This window comes from Prosthecochloris marina, from assembly GCF_003182595.1.
Taxonomy (GTDB): Bacteria; Bacteroidota; Chlorobiia; order Chlorobiales; family Chlorobiaceae; genus Prosthecochloris; species Prosthecochloris marina.
In genome coordinates this window covers 61101-77742 of the sequence record NZ_PDNZ01000004.1, presented here as the reverse complement: position 1 = coordinate 77742, position 16642 = coordinate 61101, and the positions used below count along the sequence as shown (strand labels likewise).

Genomic DNA, 16642 nt, shown 5'->3' with positions numbered 1-16642 from the left:
TTGAACTCGATAAATTGTAGAGAATGGAGGACTACGTTCTTTTTTTCAGAATGGCTACGGTAAACCTGCTCACACAAACCAGCTTGCCTTCATCGCTGGTTATCCTGATGTCCCAGACATGAGAACTTTTGCCGAGGTGCAGAGGGGTTGCTTTAGCGTGGACAAATCCTTCTCTTACAGAGCGTATGTGATTTGCATTGATTTCCTGTCCTACAATGAAAAAGTTTTCCCTGTCTATGCAGTAGGATGCGGCAATGCTTCCAACCGTTTCTGCAAGTGCAAGCGATGCTCCACCGTGCATGATGCCGATGCGCTGAATCGTACGATGGTCAACCGGCATTTTCGCAATCATGTAGTCAGTTCCTATTTCGACCATTTCGATGCCGAGATGTTTTGCCATCTGGCCATCAATGATCTGTGTGGTGTTGATATCCTCAACAGTTACCGGGACCGTGAAAATTGAAGAATCGTTCATAGAAGAAAAAAGGTTTGGCCGGGCTAACGTTCCGGCATGCGGGATTTGCGGTTGAGCGGGTGACGAGACTCGAACTCGCGACATTTTGCTTGGGAAGCAAACACTCTACCAACTGAGTTACACCCGCATAGGAAGAAAAGTCAAAAAAAGGCAAAGGGCAAAAGTGAAAAAAGGCGGGAATGCCGAATGCCAACCGAAGACCGCTCACTGATGTGATTCAACAACTCTACAATGGTGGTGAGGGAGGGAGTTGAACCCTCGACCTCAGGGTTATGAATCCTGCGCTCTTACCAACTGAGCTACCTCACCAATCACAGGGCTGCTAATATACAAACAGTCAGGCTATAACGCAATGTTTTTTTGTTGTTTCAGTTTTTTTCGAGTGATTGTGTTTCTTGCTGTAACAGCAGCTTCGCATAGATAGCCTCGGCAAGGTGGATATCTTCCGGAGTGGTGATTTTGATGTTATGATATCCCGTCTCGTAGATTTTTATGTTCTGTTCAGGGAAAAATTTTTCCACAAGGGCAGCATCATCTGTTGCGTAGCACTGCTCTAATCTGGCGTGTTTATGGGCCTGGATAAGAGTTTTCGAGGCGAATCCTTGCGGTGTCTGTACCTGGAGCAAGCGGCTTCGGTCAAGCGTTTCGCCGAAAAAATCAGAATTTTCCGCTATGTACTTGATTGTATCTTTTGGTTTCGTGGCTGGTACGCAAGCTCCGTATCGCATTGAAAGAGATACAATATCATCGATTTCCCAGGACTGAATAAACGGCCTTGCTCCGTCATGAACCAGGATGGCTTCCGGTAATACGCCGGTTGTGGCTATATGTTTTTCTATAAGGTCGATACAGTTGTAAATAGAGTCCTGGCGTTCTTTGCCTCCCGGTATTATGGACTCTATTTTGGAGAAGCCGTACTTTTTTTTCATGCTTTCCAATATTCCGATGCTTTCAGGCTTTGTGGCGATAAAAACAGCATCGATGGAAGCTGCCTGCTCAAATGCAGAGAGTGTGTGGTAAATGACAGGGTATCCTCCGATTTCAAGCAATTGCTTGCTTTGGCCTTCTTGCAGTTTCATGCGTTTTCCGACACCGCTCGCTGCGATAATGGCATATGAACTCATAGTGCCTTGGTTTGTTTGAAACGTCCGATGGGTCGATTAATGAATAAACATTGCATCACCATATGCCAGAAAGTGATAATCGCTTTTCAGGGCTTTTTTATAAGCATCCATCAGCAAACGGTATTCGGCAAATGCACTGACCATCATAAGCAGCGTTGTTTCAGGCTGCTGAAAATTAGTGACAAGTGCATCGGTAACCTTGAACTGGTAGGGAGGATAGATGAATTTGTCCGTCCAGCCCTGGCCGAATTTTATTTTTCCTTCGACTGTCGCATTGGCTTCAAGTACCCTGCAAGTTGTTGTCCCTACGGCGATAACCCTTCCTGTCTTGTTGAGCTTGGTCTCGTTGATTTCCATTGCTGTCTGGTAGGGAATGTTGAAGTACTCGGAGTCCATCTTGTGCTTGGAAACATCCTCTACCTCGATGGCGTTGAACGAACTGAGGCTTGGGTGAAGGGTTAACGGGAGTATTTTGACCCCTTTTTTCTTTATTTCTTCAAGCAGCGGCATCGTGAAGTGGAGACCGGCCATTGGAGCAACCACTGCGCCTGTTTGAGATGCATAGACAGTTTGGTAGTCTTTGCGATCGGATTCATCCGGCTTTCTTGTAAAATAGGGCGGGAGCGGAACGGTTCCGATTTTTTCCACCAGTTCGAAAACATCTATTTCAGGATTGAGAAATCGTATGGTACGGCCCCTGGATGTTGTATTGTCAACGACTTCAGCGACAACGTCGTCTTGAAAATATATCTTGTTACCGACACGTACTTTTCTGGCCGGGTCTACAAGAACATCCCACAAACCGGCTTCCTTGTTCAGTTCGCGTAAAAGAAAGACTTCGATTTTTGCATCGGTTTTTTCTTTCTGGCCGAAGATTTTTGCAGGAAAAACCCTGCTGTTGTTCAGAACGAGGAGATCGCCTTTTTTGAAATAAGAAACGATATCGGAAAAAACTTTATGATCGATTTCTTTTTTTCTACGGTTCAGCACCATAAGCTTGCAGGTGTCGCGGTCGGCGACCGGACGGTCAGCGATTCGGGTCTTCGGTAAGCTGTATCGAAAATTTGAAAGCCGCATAACGTAATGGACAATGGGTCAAGAATATGGGAAAATAACGTTTTACTATATACCGTTTCCCAACAAAAAAACAAACTGTAGAAATCAATAGAAGATTCTCGACTCTGAAAGATAGAAGTCGAGAATCCCTATTTTTTACTGGATGGAGTCAGCAATTTCTGGATGCTTTTTCTCCTTTGGCTATTGTTACCTTATGGCCGGCAATAGTTGCAGAAACGCTTTCTTCTTGGCTTTCCAGAAGCTGTACGGTAATGGTTTGGGGGGCGATGGTCAAATGATACCAGCTGTTACGGAAACAGATCTTGAGATCCAGCGATCTCCAATGTTCAGGAAGGTTGGGGTGAACATTGAGCATGTCGTCGGTAAAGGAAATTCCGGCAAAATATCGAGTGGCCGTGTCAAGGGTTCCTCCCATTACACCACAATGAATTCCTTCCTGGGTTGTTCCTCCTTGTGTATCTTCGATATCGCTTTTCAATGATTCGCTGAACCAGCGCCATGCTGTTTCATGCCCGTCATGGAGATAGCTTGATATGATGGCATGAACAACCTTGCTGAGTGTCGAACCATGGCTGGTACGAGGTTCGTAATATGCATAGTTGTCTCTTACCATCTTGATGGCATCGTGGATATGGTGCCCGTTGTTTTCAAGGATATGTTTCACCTCAATCGGGGAAAGCGCGTAGAATGTCATCAGTACGTCGGCTTGCTTGGCGACCTTGTAGTTGTCCGGTGAGTCGCCTTCGGCTTTGAGGATTCTGTCCATACGGTGAATGTTGCCGTATTTTTTCCTGTATTGATCCCAGTCGAGTTCCTTGAGGTCCATATAACCGTCGAATTGTTCGAGTATTCCGTCTTTTGTAACAATGATGTGCATGTTACTGCATATCTTTTTCCACTCCTCGATTTCGTCGTACCCGAGATTGATATTGGTAACGAGCTTGTCCATCACCGACGGGTCGAGTGTTTCGGAAAGTTCAACGGCTTTTTCGAGAAGCCAGGCTGTCATAATGTTTGTGTAGGCGTTATCTTTCAAGCCTTCTTTGTGGCTTTCCGGGAGTTTTTCGTGAAACTCATCCGGCCCCATGACACCTTCAATATGATACTGGTTGGTATCGGGGAGGTGTCTTGCGATACCGGCCCAAAAACGGGCGATTTCAAACAGCATTTCAGCACCGTATTCTTCCAGAAAAAGGATGTCTTCGGTTTCATGAGCGTAACGCCATGTATTATAAAACACTGCGATTGAGACATGTCTCTGGTTTCGGCTCAGGTCCGGGCCCCACGTGCCGCTTTGAGGGTTGTAATGGACAATCTGGGTTTCCTCGCTGCCGTCATCGGCTGTTTGCCAAGGGAACATGGCACCATTGAATCCGTTTTCCCGCGCATATGCTCTTGCCGCATCGAGCCTGTTGTAACGATACATCAAGAGGGCCTTGGCTATATCGGGGAAATGGTGGATGAAGAACGGAAGGATGTAGATTTCATCCCAGAAGATGTGGCCTCGATACGCTTCTCCATTCAGGCCTCTTGCCGGCATACCGGCATCGATGGATGGATTGTGCGGTGAAGCGGTTCCCAGAAGATGATAGGTATGAAAGCGAAGTGCTTTCTGGCTGAAACGGTCGCCATCGATGGAAATGTTGCTTTTATCCCATATTTTTTCCCACGCTGAAGAATGGGCTTCGAGCAGTTCGGTAAAACTTCGAGCTTCGCATATGGTTTTATCACCTGCTGCTTTCGGGTCGTCATGGTCGTTATCGAGGGAGGTATGATAGGTTACGATTTTTTCTATCGTACACTCCTGACCGCTTTCGAGCGGTACTTTGAAAAGTTCTGCGATATATCGTGGAGATGATTCAATGTTTTTTTCAGCTGTTACCGGTGAACCGGATACCGTTACACGGCTTTTTGCATGGGTCACTATCTGGTAATGAGAGCTGTTTGTCTGTACATGCAGAAATATTCCTTCATCCGAAGTTCCGCTATCGACATGTTCGAGATGGTCTGATGCAAGAGCACTGTATCTTGCAACACCTTTGTTTTCGATAGTCCCATCGATAGCGGTTCTGAATTCGATATCGCCTGTGTAATTGATCGGGAGAAAAGAGAATTGCTGGGCACAAAGATGGGGATTATCCATGCTTGCAAACCGTCTGCTCGATATTCGGGTTACCCTGCCGAGGTTGTCCTGGATAACGATCTCACGGTTCATGACGGCGTTTTTGAAATCGAGATCCTGTCGGTAACTCAGAATTTTCTGCTCAAAAGGATCTATGAAATCGCCACAGCATATTCTGAATTCTATCGGAAGCCAGTTGGGGCAGTTGACGAAATCGTTATTATAAATGGTTTCTCCATGTACTTCCGAGGGAATTTTGTTGAATACGCCTGCAAGATACGTTCCCGGGTAATGATGGAGAGAGGCTCTGGATCCTTCGTATGCGCCTCTTGTTCCAAGATAGCCGTTACCAATGGCAGTCAGTGTTTCCCGTAACTTTTCCTCTTCGGGTTTGAATGTTGCATAACGAAGATTCCAGCCATCTTCAATCAGATCTGTTTCGAACCATTCAAAAACTTCGTCGACACTGATTTCGCCAAGGTCTCTGACAACGATATCCGCCCCTTCTTCCTGAAGTTTCATTCCTTCGATTTCACGGGCGATACCGAGTACCAGGCCGAAATTTCCGGCAGATCCTGCCTGAACTCCGGAAATGGCGTCCTCTACGACAACGCAATCATGGGGATGAAGGCCGAGATTGTCGGCAGCTGTTGTAAAAATATCGGGATTTGGTTTGCCTTTGAGTTTTAGTTCAAGAGAAACTTCACCATCCACTCTGGTTTCAAAAAGGTGCTCGAGTTTTGCAAGTTCGAGAATGAGTTTACAGTTTCTGCTGGAAGATGCGATTCCGATGCGTACCCCTCTCGATTTCAGTTCATGTATGAAGTCAACGGTGCTTTGAAATACCTCGGGGCCTTCTTTGATGAGGATTTCAGTGAAAACCTGGTTTTTACGATTTCCAAGACCGCAAACCGTGGGCATTTCCGGTACATCGTCGATTTCGCCAAAAGGAAGTTCAATCTCACGGGATTCAAGAAAACTTCTGACACCTTCCATACGAGGTTTGCCGTCGACATAGTTCAAATAGTCAAGGCCGGGATCGAACGGCACGAAAGGTTCATTGTTTGCTTCCGCGTATTCTTTAAGAAATTCGTTGAACATCGATTCCCAGGCGAGGCTGTGAATTTTTGCGGTTCCTGTCACAACTCCGTCCAAATCGAAAATGACACCTGTAAGCATAGTATTAGTATGAAACCAGTTATTGAAATTTTGTGAAAATAAAACAGCTATTACAAGGAAAGCAGCCCCAGAATGGTAAGAAGAATGTCCGGCGATGGTACGATCATGCTCTTGGGACAAATCTGCTGCACTTCTTTTGCCAGATTTTCATCCCGGGTGACAAAAATGGCCCATACGTCATCGCATAACTCAACGGCTTTTTTAAGCATAGGGATGTCTGAGGCAGTGTCGCCGCATACCAGGTTTGGACCGCATTCCGTGTCGATGTCTATTTTATTGCAGATAAACTCAAGTCCGTCGCCCTTGTCAAAATCTTTTACTGAATTATCCTTTTTCTGGTCGATAGTGAGGATTATCTCGATGTCGAGGCCGGTATCTTCAATCCGGAAATTCCTGCACTCAGGATCGATCTCTTTAACAATGCTTTCGACCTTTTCAAGAAGAGCCGTTGATTCTTCTGGATTGATCGAGCAGGTGATATCTTGCCGGGCGATAGTTGTTTGGCCAAACTTGAACTGCAGGGCCGAACCGATAAAATTAAATTTTTCAAGACACGGATCCTCGAGCAACTGACGCATTCTTTCATTGAGCAGGTGTATAAGTTCCTGCTTGTGTTCATCGATAGGGTAACTATGAAATTCTCCCTCAGGGTCGATGAACTCTCTGCCTTTCGAGCCGGCATAGAAAAAAATGTCGCTGGGATTTATCGATACATTGAGAATCCCGAAATCTTTGAGCGGTGCCGAGGTGATGAAGATCGGATAGCGGCAACAATTTTTTGCGAATCTCGACAGGAATACCGAGTTGTAAATCGGCTGGACGGATGAGCGGTATCTGCCACAGTAGTTATTCGTTGTTCCGTCGCGATCTGTAATAAATGCGTTGAATGATTTGCCTCGAAGTTTCTTGATGCCTTCGTTCACATATTTGCGAAAATCGGGTATGAATTTTGCTAAATAATTGATAAAGTGATCTTCACCATATTCAAGGTAGTATATGTCTTTTTTCAACTCTCTGATCTCATAAGTCAAGTCGACCTCGATCTGTTTCCTGCCGTCAAGCCGCAAGACTCTCTGTCCCGTATAGTCGTCAATATGAATTGTTTCGAGTGAATAAAGGGCGTTTTTCAGGGACTCAATGCATTGCTGGCCAACAACCCTCTGCTTCATGATGTTGCGCACTATGGGCTGGCGCAGGTCACGGGTTTCGGATTTGAGCTGGTAAAGTTCCTTAAGCGTTCGTATGTCCTGAAGAGTGATGGGTGACGTACATGTCTCGAGTTTCTTTTCTTTCAGAATCAGTTGTTGCATGAGTTCCGGTTGCCGAAGCAATGTTTTTACAAAAATAAGACTAACAATCTAATAAAAGATCTCTTTAATGGATTCAGTTTTTGCGAAAAAGTAACGTTGGAGTGCAAAACCGGTTTTAAACTTCTTATCCGGCTGCTACTGATCGCTCAAAACTTTTCGCGTTTTTCTGACTGCATCGGTTTCTTCTGTTTGTTGCTGCAAAAGGGCGCCAGTTTTTGTATGATTTTGTTGTGGATTTCCTGGGGTTCATCACCGGCATCCAGTAGTATGAAACGTTCATTGGTCTCGACAAGTTTCATATAGCCCTCTCTTACCCGCTGATAAAATGCGAGCCCTGAGCTTTCCATTCGGTCGAGTTCACTTTGTTCGAAGGCAAGAGGGATTGACTTTTCAGAAAACTTTCTGATAAGGGCGTCTTCAGGTGAAATGTCGAGAAAGAAAGTGACGTCGGGTTTAAGGCCGAAAGAAGATATAGCGTTTATCTGACGAAGCGTTTCGAGATCCAAACCGCGTCCGTAACCTTGATATGCAGTGGTTGAATCGTAAAAACGGTCCAGAATAACAATTCTGTTTTGCTGAAGTTCGGGTACTATGATGTTCTGTACCAGTTCCGCACGGCTTGCGGAAAAAAGCAGCAGTTCTCCGATCGGTGTGATATCGTGCTTGCTTGCAAGCAGAAGATCTCGGATTTTTTCGGCAACGATAGTGCCGCCAGGTTCCCTTAGGGTAAGCACCTCGTGGCCTTTTTCCATAAGGAATTTTTTGAGCTTTTTTACCTGCGTTGACTTTCCTGCGCCATCGATGCCTTCGAAAGTAATGAGCATTGCAAAGGATTATTGTTCGTCGTTGAGGAGAAAGCGGACAACTTTATTGCTGAATGATTCTGGATATTCAAGCATGGGAGAGTGACCGCAGTTTTTGAAAATATACAGTTCCGAACCAGGGATTTCGTTGTGTACTATCCTGGCGATGGATGGTGAAATATACAGATCATGGTCCCCCCATAAAATCAGAACCGGAATATCGAGCCGATCGAGTTGCTGTCGAAGTCCTGTTTTTGAAAAGTCGAGCTGTTTGTGATTTCTGTTCAGGGCCATAACTGTTTCTATTGCATCTTTATCTCTTGAAACAGCGAGGTTTTTTTTATATGAGACATTGTTTACCCGTTTGGGGTTGTGAAATGCTGTATTGAACACTTTTGAAGAAACCAACTTACTGGAAAAAACCTTTTTCAGAACCTGTTTTATACCCGGCAGGCTTATGCCTCTAACCCAGCCGGGTTGCTCGATAAAGCCGTCAGTGTTGCTCAGAACCAGCTTGTCGAAGCTATCCGGATAAAGGAGGGCGGTTGACAGCAGGTATTTGCCACCCATTGAATGACCGACGGCAAATGTTTTTTCATTTTCGTTGTTACGGGTTTTGGCCAAAAACTCAATGATCAGCGATGAATAGAGGTTGAGGGAGTATGGAGCCTTTTTCGGTTTGGCCGATCCTCCAAATCCCAACAGGTCAAACGCAAGGACTCTGAAAGAACGGGAAAGTAAAGGGATTGTCTGTTCAAAAAAGTCCAGGGAACAGGAAATGCCGTGCAGCAGAAGCAGCATGGGTTTTGAGGAGTCACCTGTATCAAGGTAGCGATGCTTGTGTCCGCCAAGGACGATAGTGCTGCTGCTTTTGGCCGACATAGAAAGGATCTGTGTGGTTTAAAACGAAAGGTATATACAGAAGGCAAACAATCCTGAATGAACAACAAACGGACTGAAAAAAAAGGTCCCTCGCAGCCGAGTCCGTCGAAAACGCATAGCGAGCAACCCGAGAGCAAGGCGAACGGAGTCCCGATACCATCGGGATAAACTTCGGAAAAGAATGTGTTCGGTATAAGCTGCGATAGGGCCGAAAAAATTCTTTCCGTCCAACAATACGCAGCCCTGTAGTACGGATGATTTCGTTCAAGGTCAAGGAATACCTGTTCTTTCGTAGCGGAGTGTATATGAAATACATGAGCATCGAAAGAGCAGGTATGACGTGGAGATTGGGCGAAAGGACCGTACTACAGGGCTGCGTTTAGTGGGGTTGTCCTGTGGGCCGTATCAAAACCTGGTTCACATCGACATGAGGCGGTTGACTAATGGCGTACATCATCGCGCGAGCGATGTCTTCAGGCTCCAGTTCAGGGGTGCCTGGTTTAGGTATCGCTTCCCAGAAAGGGGTGTCGACAACTCCGGGTTCCAAAAGGGTGACCCGGATACCTGTGCCGACCATTTCATTGCGAACGGCCTGCGCAATAGCGCTTACTGCCCATTTGGTGGCTGCGTAAAGGTTGCGTATCGACGTGATATGGCCTACGACAGAACCGGTAATAAGGAAGTGCCCTTTTGTTTTTACCAGTTCGGGCAAACATAATCGTGCAGTGACGGCAGCACCGAAAACATTTGTAAGCACCATCTCTTTCCATTCTTCGAATTTGTTTTCGCCGCCGTAAAATGGTGAACCTTTCGAAAATCCCGCATTGGCAAATACAGCGTCGATCTGACCATAACGTTCAAGAGTGGTGTTGAGCATGTTTTGCTGGGCTTTCCAGTCGGAAACATCGCATGTAACAGCAATTGCATTGTTCTCACCCAGTTCTTCACGCAAGGCTTCGAGCTTTTCTGTCGATCGAGCGGCAAGTACAACCCGGTATCCTGAAGCTACAGCTTGTCTTGCAGCTGCTTCTCCTATTCCGGTGGAGGCTCCAGTTATAAGAAGAACTTTCCTGCTCTGCATGGCTTCAGTTTGGGTTACGGCAATACTTGGTTTATTGCAACGAGAAACTTGATTGCTTGTATGAATGTATGGAAAAGGTAAGCAGTTATCCTTGTTTTGCAAAGGAATCTTTCCTGATGTGCATCATACTATGAACGATGTTGTTGCTTGGTGTTTTTTCGTGAAATGTACACCTGTTTTGCGGTTTGTCGCGGTAAAAAACGTAATTTTCCTTTCAGAGAAAAAAACTTTGTGACAACCCCAAACAGCATACCTATGAAACGGTACAGATATTTGTGGTTAGTACTCGACAAGGTTTTAATCAGCCTGTTGCTATGTGCACCGGTTTTGTTGTTCACGCAGCCGGCAGTGTGTGAACACTCTCCATCATTGAAAACCAAACTGAAATTCAGGTATCCGCTTTCGGCCGAAAGAAACGGCATTGAAGGAGTAGTACTCGGGAGGGTGCTTGTCGCTGAAAACGGCCATCCCGTAAAAGCTGAAATTATCAAACGCAGTTCCCCGGAGTGTTGGGTGTTCGACGACTCTGTTGTTTCTGCGTTGACAAAAGCGTTGTACAGGCCGGCTATGAAAGATGGTCTTCCGGTTCAGCGTTGGCTCGATGTTCCGGTTTGGTTCCGCCTGAAAGACAGTTCGCTGCAACCTTGGACGGCTTTAACATATCCTGATACCAGATTGGAAAAGCCTTACGTGAAGATTCCGAAAAAGCAGGCTCGCATGTCGCCTCTCAAGGCCAGGGAAAGTTACGAAAGGACATATGTCAAGGTGCTGAACCGCGAAAAGTTCGGTTTCGTGAAGGAAAAGAGGACACATGGCCCAGCGCTGAAAATGCTAAAAAAGCCCTATTATCCGAAAGGTGCGAGACTATCAGGTGCCGAAGGGGTTGTTTTTGTAAAAGTATCGGTCAGCAGAAACGGTATTCCGAAAAAGGCGGTTATAGTAAAACATGATCCTTTCAATTGCAAGGTTTTTGATAAATCGGCGATTAAGGCGGTTATGGAATCGGAATTTTATCCTGCTCGCAGCAACGGTGTGGCAGTCGAGGGTAAGGTGACCATCGCCGTACCGTATTTCTACGTGCAAAAATTTTCAGAGCCTGTTTACTGTGAGATAAAAGCCCTTGGTAATGCATCACTTTAAAAATGATATCTCTATTGTATTCGGCGGGGCCGCAGGGCAGGGTGTCCAGACAATTGCTGAAGCGCTCGTGAGGGTGCTGAAAAGAAACGGGTATTATGTGTTTGCCTGTACTGAATTCATGTCCCGTATCAGGGGTGGCAGCAATTCCACGGAAGTGAGGGTTACAGCCCGAAAACGCAGAGCGTATGTGAGTAAAATAGATTTTCTGGTTGCGCTCAATGCAGATGCCATCGATCATCTAAAAGACCGCATCAGTGAAACGACTCTTGTTTTTGCGGAGAAAGAGCATATCGAGGGTAAAGATATTGCCGGTTTTATCGATACACCAATTGCCGAATTCGCAGAAAAAGCAGGAAGCAGGATTTTTTCGAGCACCGTTGCGGTCGGGGTGGTGCTTGGTCTGCTTGGGACTCCCATCGATGCTTTTTCAGTGTACCTTTCCGAGCAGTTTGCCTCCAAAGGAGAGGATATTGTTTCAAAGAATATTGCAGCAGCAAAACTTGGATACAATTTCGGTAAGGAGACAGCGGCTGAAAAACAGATCGAGGTAAAGATCGATGCGGCTGAAGATCCGCCTGATGAATTACTGATCGACGGAAATACTGCGGTAGGGATTGGAACGGTTGCTGCGGGGTGCAGTTTTATTTCTTCCTATCCCATGTCCCCGGGAACCGGCCTTTTGACGTTTCTTGCCCATAAAGCCGATGACTTCAATATTGTGGTTGATCAGGCAGAGGATGAGATTGCCGCTATCAATGCCGCACTTGGGGCGTCTTATGCAGGAGCTCGATCGATCGTTTCAACTTCAGGTGGTGGCTTTGCTCTTATGGAAGAAGGGATAAGCCTTGCCGGTGTTACTGAAGTGCCTGTCGTGGTTCATCTTGGCCAGCGGCCCGGTCCTGCGACCGGGCTACCGACTCGCACCGAACAGGCTGATCTCAATCTGGTTTTGTATGCTGGTCATGGGGAGTTTTCCCGGGTCATCCTTGCTCCTGGTACGTTTGCCCAGGCAATTGAACTGATGCAGAGGGCATTTCATTTTGCCGAAAAATACCAGACAACTGTTTTTGTTCTGACCGATCAATTTTTTCTCGACTCTATCGCCTCGATGAGTGAGTCCGATATTGTCAGGCTGCCGTTGAAGCGTTACATCGTCAGAACCGATGAAAAGTACAGTAGATATTCTTTGACGGACGATGGTCTCTCACCCAGGGGAGTGCCCGGCCATGGCGATGGCATTGTTAAAGTCGACTCACATGAACATGATGAAAGCGGTCATCTGACAGAAAACTTCGATTTGCGCCGAAAAATGATGGAAAAAAGACTGAAGCGTCTCGAGGCGCTCGGCGAAGAGGCGCTGATGCCGGAGCGGTTCGGGGCTGCAGAAGCGAAAAACGTCATAGTTTCCTGGGGCTCGAACAGGGGTGTGCTTGAAGAAGCGCTCGATAACCTTCAGCGGAAAGATCTTGCCGGTTTACACTTTTCACAGCTTTTTCCATTGAACGTGGCGGTAAAAAAACAGCTCGAGGGCAAGAATATCATTGTGCTTGAAAACAATGCAACGGGGCAGTTTGCGGATTTGCTGACTCGCGAACTCGCTATACCTGTTTCAAAGAGAATTCTCAAGGTGACAGGTGAACCTTTCTCGGTTGAGGAAGTTGTTGAAGCATTACAGGAGGTGTAGCATGGCGGTCAATCCGTTTGACATGCAGGGTAAGAAAATGGGCTGGTGTCCCGGTTGCGGTAACTATAAGCTGCTTGATGCTCTCAAAGAGGCGCTTCATCAGCTTGCCATCGATCGCAGAAATCTTGTGATCGTATCTGGCATTGGACAGGGAGCAAAAACGCCGCAGTACGTCAATGCGCATATGTTCAACGGACTTCACGGTCGTGCGTTGCCGGTTGCAATGGGGGTAAAGCTTTCAAACCGAAATCTGGTCGTTATTGCCGAGTCAGGCGATGGTTGCATGTATGGAGAAGGGGGGAATCATTTTCTGCATGCTATCCGCCGCAACTACGATATAACGGTTATTGTCCATGACAATATGGTGTATGGCCTGACTAAAGGGCAAGCTTCACCGACATCACTCATGGGCATGAAAACCTCGCTTCAGATCAATGGTGTTATGCTTGAACCGTTCAACCCTATTGCGGTTGCGCTCGCTCTCGATGCACCGTTTGTTGCACGGGCAAATGTCGGCGACGGTAAGCAGACCAGCGAGATTATCAAACAGGCCATTGCATTCAAAGGGTTTGCTGTCGTTGATATTTTCCAGCCTTGCGTAATATTCAACAAAGAGAACACCTATCAGTGGTTTAAGGACAATACCTATTATTTGCCTCGTGACTACGATCCATCTGATCGGAAACTGGCTTTCGAAAAAGCTATCGAAACTGAAAAATTTCCTCTCGGTGTTATCTACCGTCAAATCGGACGAGAACTTTACGAAGATATGCTCGGTATAAACCACATTCCCGCCTATGAGCATGGAGTTTCACAAGAAGCGTTTGAAATGATGCTGGAGAGCTATAAGTAAGGTTATCTTACCCGTCTTTTCCTATCTCTTCTCTTCCTCTATCTTTTTCCATCATAACAACTCCCGCATGAACCGGTTTCCGCCACCCGGGTGTTGGCGAAGGCCTGTAAATAACCTTGATGTATGCCGGTTGCCAGGGAAAAGCGATTTTGCTTTCGAACATTACTGGAAGAAGAGACAAGTTTTTTTTTGAAAAAAAACAAAAAAGATATTGGATGTACGTCAAAAAGTACTTTGCTTTGTGAAGTGTTTCACTAAAAATCAAAATGTTTTCCTTAATTTCTAAGACAAAAAACGTTGTGAGAGTGTCCCCTTGTGCTGTTCAAAAAAATTATCTCATGACTTAATGGCAATGGTATCAACAACGTATCATGAGGGACGAAAAACAAACACTTTCCCTGCAGTTTGCTGAACTGGAAGCACTGCGGTTAAAGGTTGCTCAGCTTGAGAGTGCAAGTTCTATCGGCAAAATATCAACCAAAAAACTCAGGGAAAGTGAAGAACGATTTCGACAGCTTTTTGAAAACATAAGCAGCGGAGTTGCTGTTTATGAGGTGTTGGATAACGGGAATGATTTTATTTTCCGGGATTTCAACAAATCGGCTGAAAAAATTGACAATCTCGAGAAGGAAAAGGTTGTCGGGAAAAGTGTTCTGCAACTGTTTCCGGGAGTAAAAGAGTTCGGACTTTTTGAGGTTTTTCAGCGCGTGTGGAGAACAGGGCAACCGGAGCATCACCCTGTGTCGATGTATGAGGATAACAGAATTGTCGGTTGGAGGAAAAACTACATTTTCAAATTGCCGGATGGAGATATTGTCGCGGTTTATGATGACGTCACACGCGAAAAGCAGTTCGAGGAAAAACTCAAGACAATCAACAAAGCGATTGAGCAGAGTCCGGCAGCGGTTGTAATAACCGACCGTGAAGGAAGTATTGAATATGTGAATCCGAAGTTCACCGCTTTAACGGGGTACACTTTCGAAGAAGTTAGTGGGAAAAATCCGCGTATCCTGCAGTCGGGTGAGATGTTGCAGGATTTTTACGAGCAGTTGTGGCAAACAATTATCTCCGGTGAGGAATGGCGGGGAGAGTTTCTCAATAAAAAGAAAGATGGCCGGCTCTATTGGGAGGATGCGAGTATATCGCCTGTGATCAACGAACATGGGGGAATAACCAATTTTGTAGCGGTAAAAGAGGATATTACCGAAAAGAAAAAATTATGGCTTCAATTGATCGAGGCGAAGGAAAAAGCAGAGGAAAGCGATCGTTTAAAATCGTGCTTTCTCGCAAATATAAGTCATGAGATACGCACTCCGATGAACGGCATCCTCGGTTTTTCAAGGCTTTTGAGGGAGCCTCTCTTGTCTGGAGAAGAAAAAGAGCAGTATATAGAGCTCATTCATGAAAGCGGGAAGCGTATGCTCTCCATAATCAATAACCTCATCGATATTTCAAGAATCGAAACCGGTGAGTTATCGCTCTATCCAGGCAAGACCAGCGTCAATGAAATCATTGAAAAAATACATGCTGATTTCTTTGAGCAAGCACAGGGAAAGTGCATTTCTTTTTCCGCTGAGGCGGGTCTTTCTGCAAAAGAGAGTCTTATCATTACAGATAAGGTAAGGCTCAGCCAGGTATTGTCGCATCTTGTTGGTAACGCATTGAAGTATACCCATGAAGGGGAGGTCGCTTTTGGTTATAAAAAAGACGATGGAATGCTGGAGTTTTATGTCAGGGATACGGGAATTGGCATTCCGGATGACCAGCAGGGTAAAATTTTTGAACATTTCAGGCAAGTTTCGCTCGATGCCACGCGTGAATACGAGGGGGCGGGTTTAGGGCTCAGTCTCAGCAAGAAACTTGTAGAAATGCTTGGCGGAACGATACGGGTTGATTCGGTGCCAGGAAAAGGAAGCACGTTTTTCTTCACAATTCCTTACGATAGTCTTTTGGTTTCGAATGCCCAGTTACGGATAGATATGCAAGAAGACGGCAACAGTTCGTTTCTTTCCGGGCTTGCTGTCCTGGTTGTCGATGATGACTCCATAAGCCGCCTGCTGTTGAAAGGCATATTATCGAGCCGTAAAGTAAATGTGATTCTTGCAAAAAACGGCAAGGAAGCTGTTGAGAAAGTACAGAAAGTACCGGGTATCCGTATTGTGCTCATGGATATGAAGATGCCCGTTATGAACGGTTATGAAGCGACAAGTCGAATCAAGGAGATTCGCCCGGAATTGCCGGTCATAGCACAGACTGCCTTTGCAGATCCGGAGGAAAAGGAGGTTGCGAAAGAAGCAGGATGCGACGTTGTGCTTTCAAAACCTATCAACTCTTCGGAGCTGCTGGCTGAAATACAGCGCTACGTCTAATTTTTGCTTTTTCTTCGAAACTTCCATGGCGGGATGGCATGTGGGTCGGACCATATGCCTGCTTTTACTGTTCGGGCACTGTCTTCGAGCCGGGCAAGTGAAGTATCGCTGGAATGGTGTTTATAATGCCATGCGAGTCCGTGACGGACAAGTTCTTCGTTCAGGCACAGTGAGTCAATATAAACCCAGGCGACCCTTCTGCCGTATCTGTCCTTATCAACTTCTATAAGCCTTATTTTTCCTCTCTGAAGCATTGTGCTGGTAAACCTTTCCGCTTTTCGATACAATGGTTGTGTTTGTTCAGGGCAGTCTATACCGTAGAGTCTGATTTCGAGTTCTTCATTGTTTCTTTTCAATGTGAAGCTGTCTCCATCGGCGATGCGCAATACTTTGTAGGGTCCGCTATCTCTGTCTATTCTCGGAACAAGCGTGATAACAACAGCAATGAACAGAAGCAGCAAGGTGAGGAGCGGTTTTTTTTGTTTCATCTTGTGAAGCATGCGTGGCTGGAAAAGGCGAAAATTATTGTTATGGTATATGTTT

General features: G+C 45.9%; 14 protein-coding genes and 2 tRNA genes. 4 read left to right on the top strand and 12 right to left on the bottom strand.

All coding sequences use genetic code 11. The features are described from left to right. Positions 1–31: 31 nt before the first annotated feature. The 10 genes from CR164_RS06445 to CR164_RS06400 all read right to left on the bottom strand — a co-directional run bounded on the left by CR164_RS06445 (position 32) and on the right by CR164_RS06400 (position 10053). Complete coding sequence (locus tag CR164_RS06445) at positions 32–475, bottom strand: hotdog fold thioesterase (RefSeq protein ID WP_110023122.1); 444 nt, start codon at positions 473–475, stop codon at positions 32–34. A 54-nt stretch (positions 476–529) separates the two neighbouring features. Beyond that, positions 530–602 (bottom strand) — tRNA-Gly (locus tag CR164_RS06440). A gap of 105 nt (positions 603–707) precedes the next feature. Beyond that, positions 708–784: transfer RNA gene (locus tag CR164_RS06435), tRNA-Met, on the bottom strand. A 59-nt stretch (positions 785–843) separates the two neighbouring features. Then, entirely contained in the window at positions 844–1599 is a 756-nt protein-coding gene (ispD, locus tag CR164_RS06430; protein WP_110023121.1) for a 2-C-methyl-D-erythritol 4-phosphate cytidylyltransferase, read from the bottom strand. Between the two features lie 36 nt (positions 1600–1635). Continuing rightward, complete coding sequence (gene queA, locus CR164_RS06425; protein WP_110023120.1) at positions 1636–2676, bottom strand: tRNA preQ1(34) S-adenosylmethionine ribosyltransferase-isomerase QueA; 1041 nt, start codon at positions 2674–2676, stop codon at positions 1636–1638. Positions 2677–2824: 148 nt separating this feature from the next. Further along, on the bottom strand, positions 2825–5977 hold the full coding sequence (locus tag CR164_RS06420) for a beta-phosphoglucomutase family hydrolase (RefSeq protein WP_110023119.1): 3153 nt from the start codon (positions 5975–5977) through the stop codon (positions 2825–2827). A gap of 50 nt (positions 5978–6027) precedes the next feature. Then, positions 6028–7287: a trehalose 6-phosphate synthase gene (locus CR164_RS06415; RefSeq protein ID WP_110023118.1), complete on the bottom strand. Its 1260-nt coding sequence runs from the start codon at positions 7285–7287 to the stop codon at positions 6028–6030. A gap of 146 nt (positions 7288–7433) precedes the next feature. Then, on the bottom strand, positions 7434–8111 hold the full coding sequence (gene tmk / locus CR164_RS06410) for a dTMP kinase (protein WP_110023117.1): 678 nt from the start codon (positions 8109–8111) through the stop codon (positions 7434–7436). Positions 8112–8120: 9 nt separating this feature from the next. Next, positions 8121–8972, bottom strand: a complete 852-nt coding sequence (locus CR164_RS06405; protein ID WP_110023116.1) for an alpha/beta fold hydrolase — start codon at positions 8970–8972, stop codon at positions 8121–8123. A gap of 379 nt (positions 8973–9351) precedes the next feature. Continuing rightward, entirely contained in the window at positions 9352–10053 is a 702-nt protein-coding gene (locus CR164_RS06400) for an SDR family oxidoreductase (RefSeq protein WP_110023115.1), read from the bottom strand. A 255-nt stretch (positions 10054–10308) separates the two neighbouring features. Between CR164_RS06400 and CR164_RS06395 the strand changes: the two genes are divergently transcribed. The 3 genes from CR164_RS06395 to CR164_RS06385 are packed head-to-tail and all read left to right on the top strand — an operon-like array spanning position 10309 to position 13730. Beyond that, positions 10309–11193, top strand: a complete 885-nt coding sequence (locus CR164_RS06395; RefSeq protein WP_161953496.1) for an energy transducer TonB — start codon at positions 10309–10311, stop codon at positions 11191–11193. Further along, a complete protein-coding gene (locus CR164_RS06390; RefSeq protein WP_110023113.1) occupies positions 11180–12877 on the top strand; it encodes a 2-oxoacid:acceptor oxidoreductase subunit alpha in 1698 nt (565 codons plus the stop codon). Before CR164_RS06395 ends, CR164_RS06390 begins: the two co-directional genes overlap by 14 nt. A 1-nt stretch (position 12878) precedes the next feature. After that, positions 12879–13730 (top strand): thiamine pyrophosphate-dependent enzyme, encoded by an 852-nt coding sequence (locus CR164_RS06385; RefSeq protein ID WP_110023112.1) that lies wholly within the window; start codon positions 12879–12881, stop codon positions 13728–13730. A 7-nt stretch (positions 13731–13737) separates the two neighbouring features. On the opposite strand, the gene CR164_RS13000 is transcribed toward CR164_RS06385, so the two are convergent. Further along, complete coding sequence (locus CR164_RS13000; RefSeq protein WP_153303687.1) at positions 13738–13893, bottom strand: hypothetical protein; 156 nt, start codon at positions 13891–13893, stop codon at positions 13738–13740. A gap of 208 nt (positions 13894–14101) precedes the next feature. On the opposite strand from CR164_RS13000, the gene CR164_RS06375 reads away from it, so the two are divergent. Beyond that, positions 14102–16099 carry a PAS domain S-box protein gene (locus CR164_RS06375; RefSeq protein WP_110023110.1) on the top strand — a complete coding sequence of 666 codons (1998 nt, stop codon included), beginning with the start codon at positions 14102–14104 and terminating at the stop codon, positions 16097–16099. Here the strand turns inward: CR164_RS06375 and CR164_RS06370 are convergent. Beyond that, the gene (locus CR164_RS06370; RefSeq protein ID WP_110023339.1) at positions 16096–16587 is read right to left on the bottom strand and encodes a thermonuclease family protein; all 492 of its coding nucleotides are present in this window, start codon (positions 16585–16587) and stop codon (positions 16096–16098) included. The two genes, CR164_RS06375 and CR164_RS06370, sit on opposite strands and share 4 nt — an antisense overlap. Positions 16588–16642: the final 55 nt, after the last annotated feature.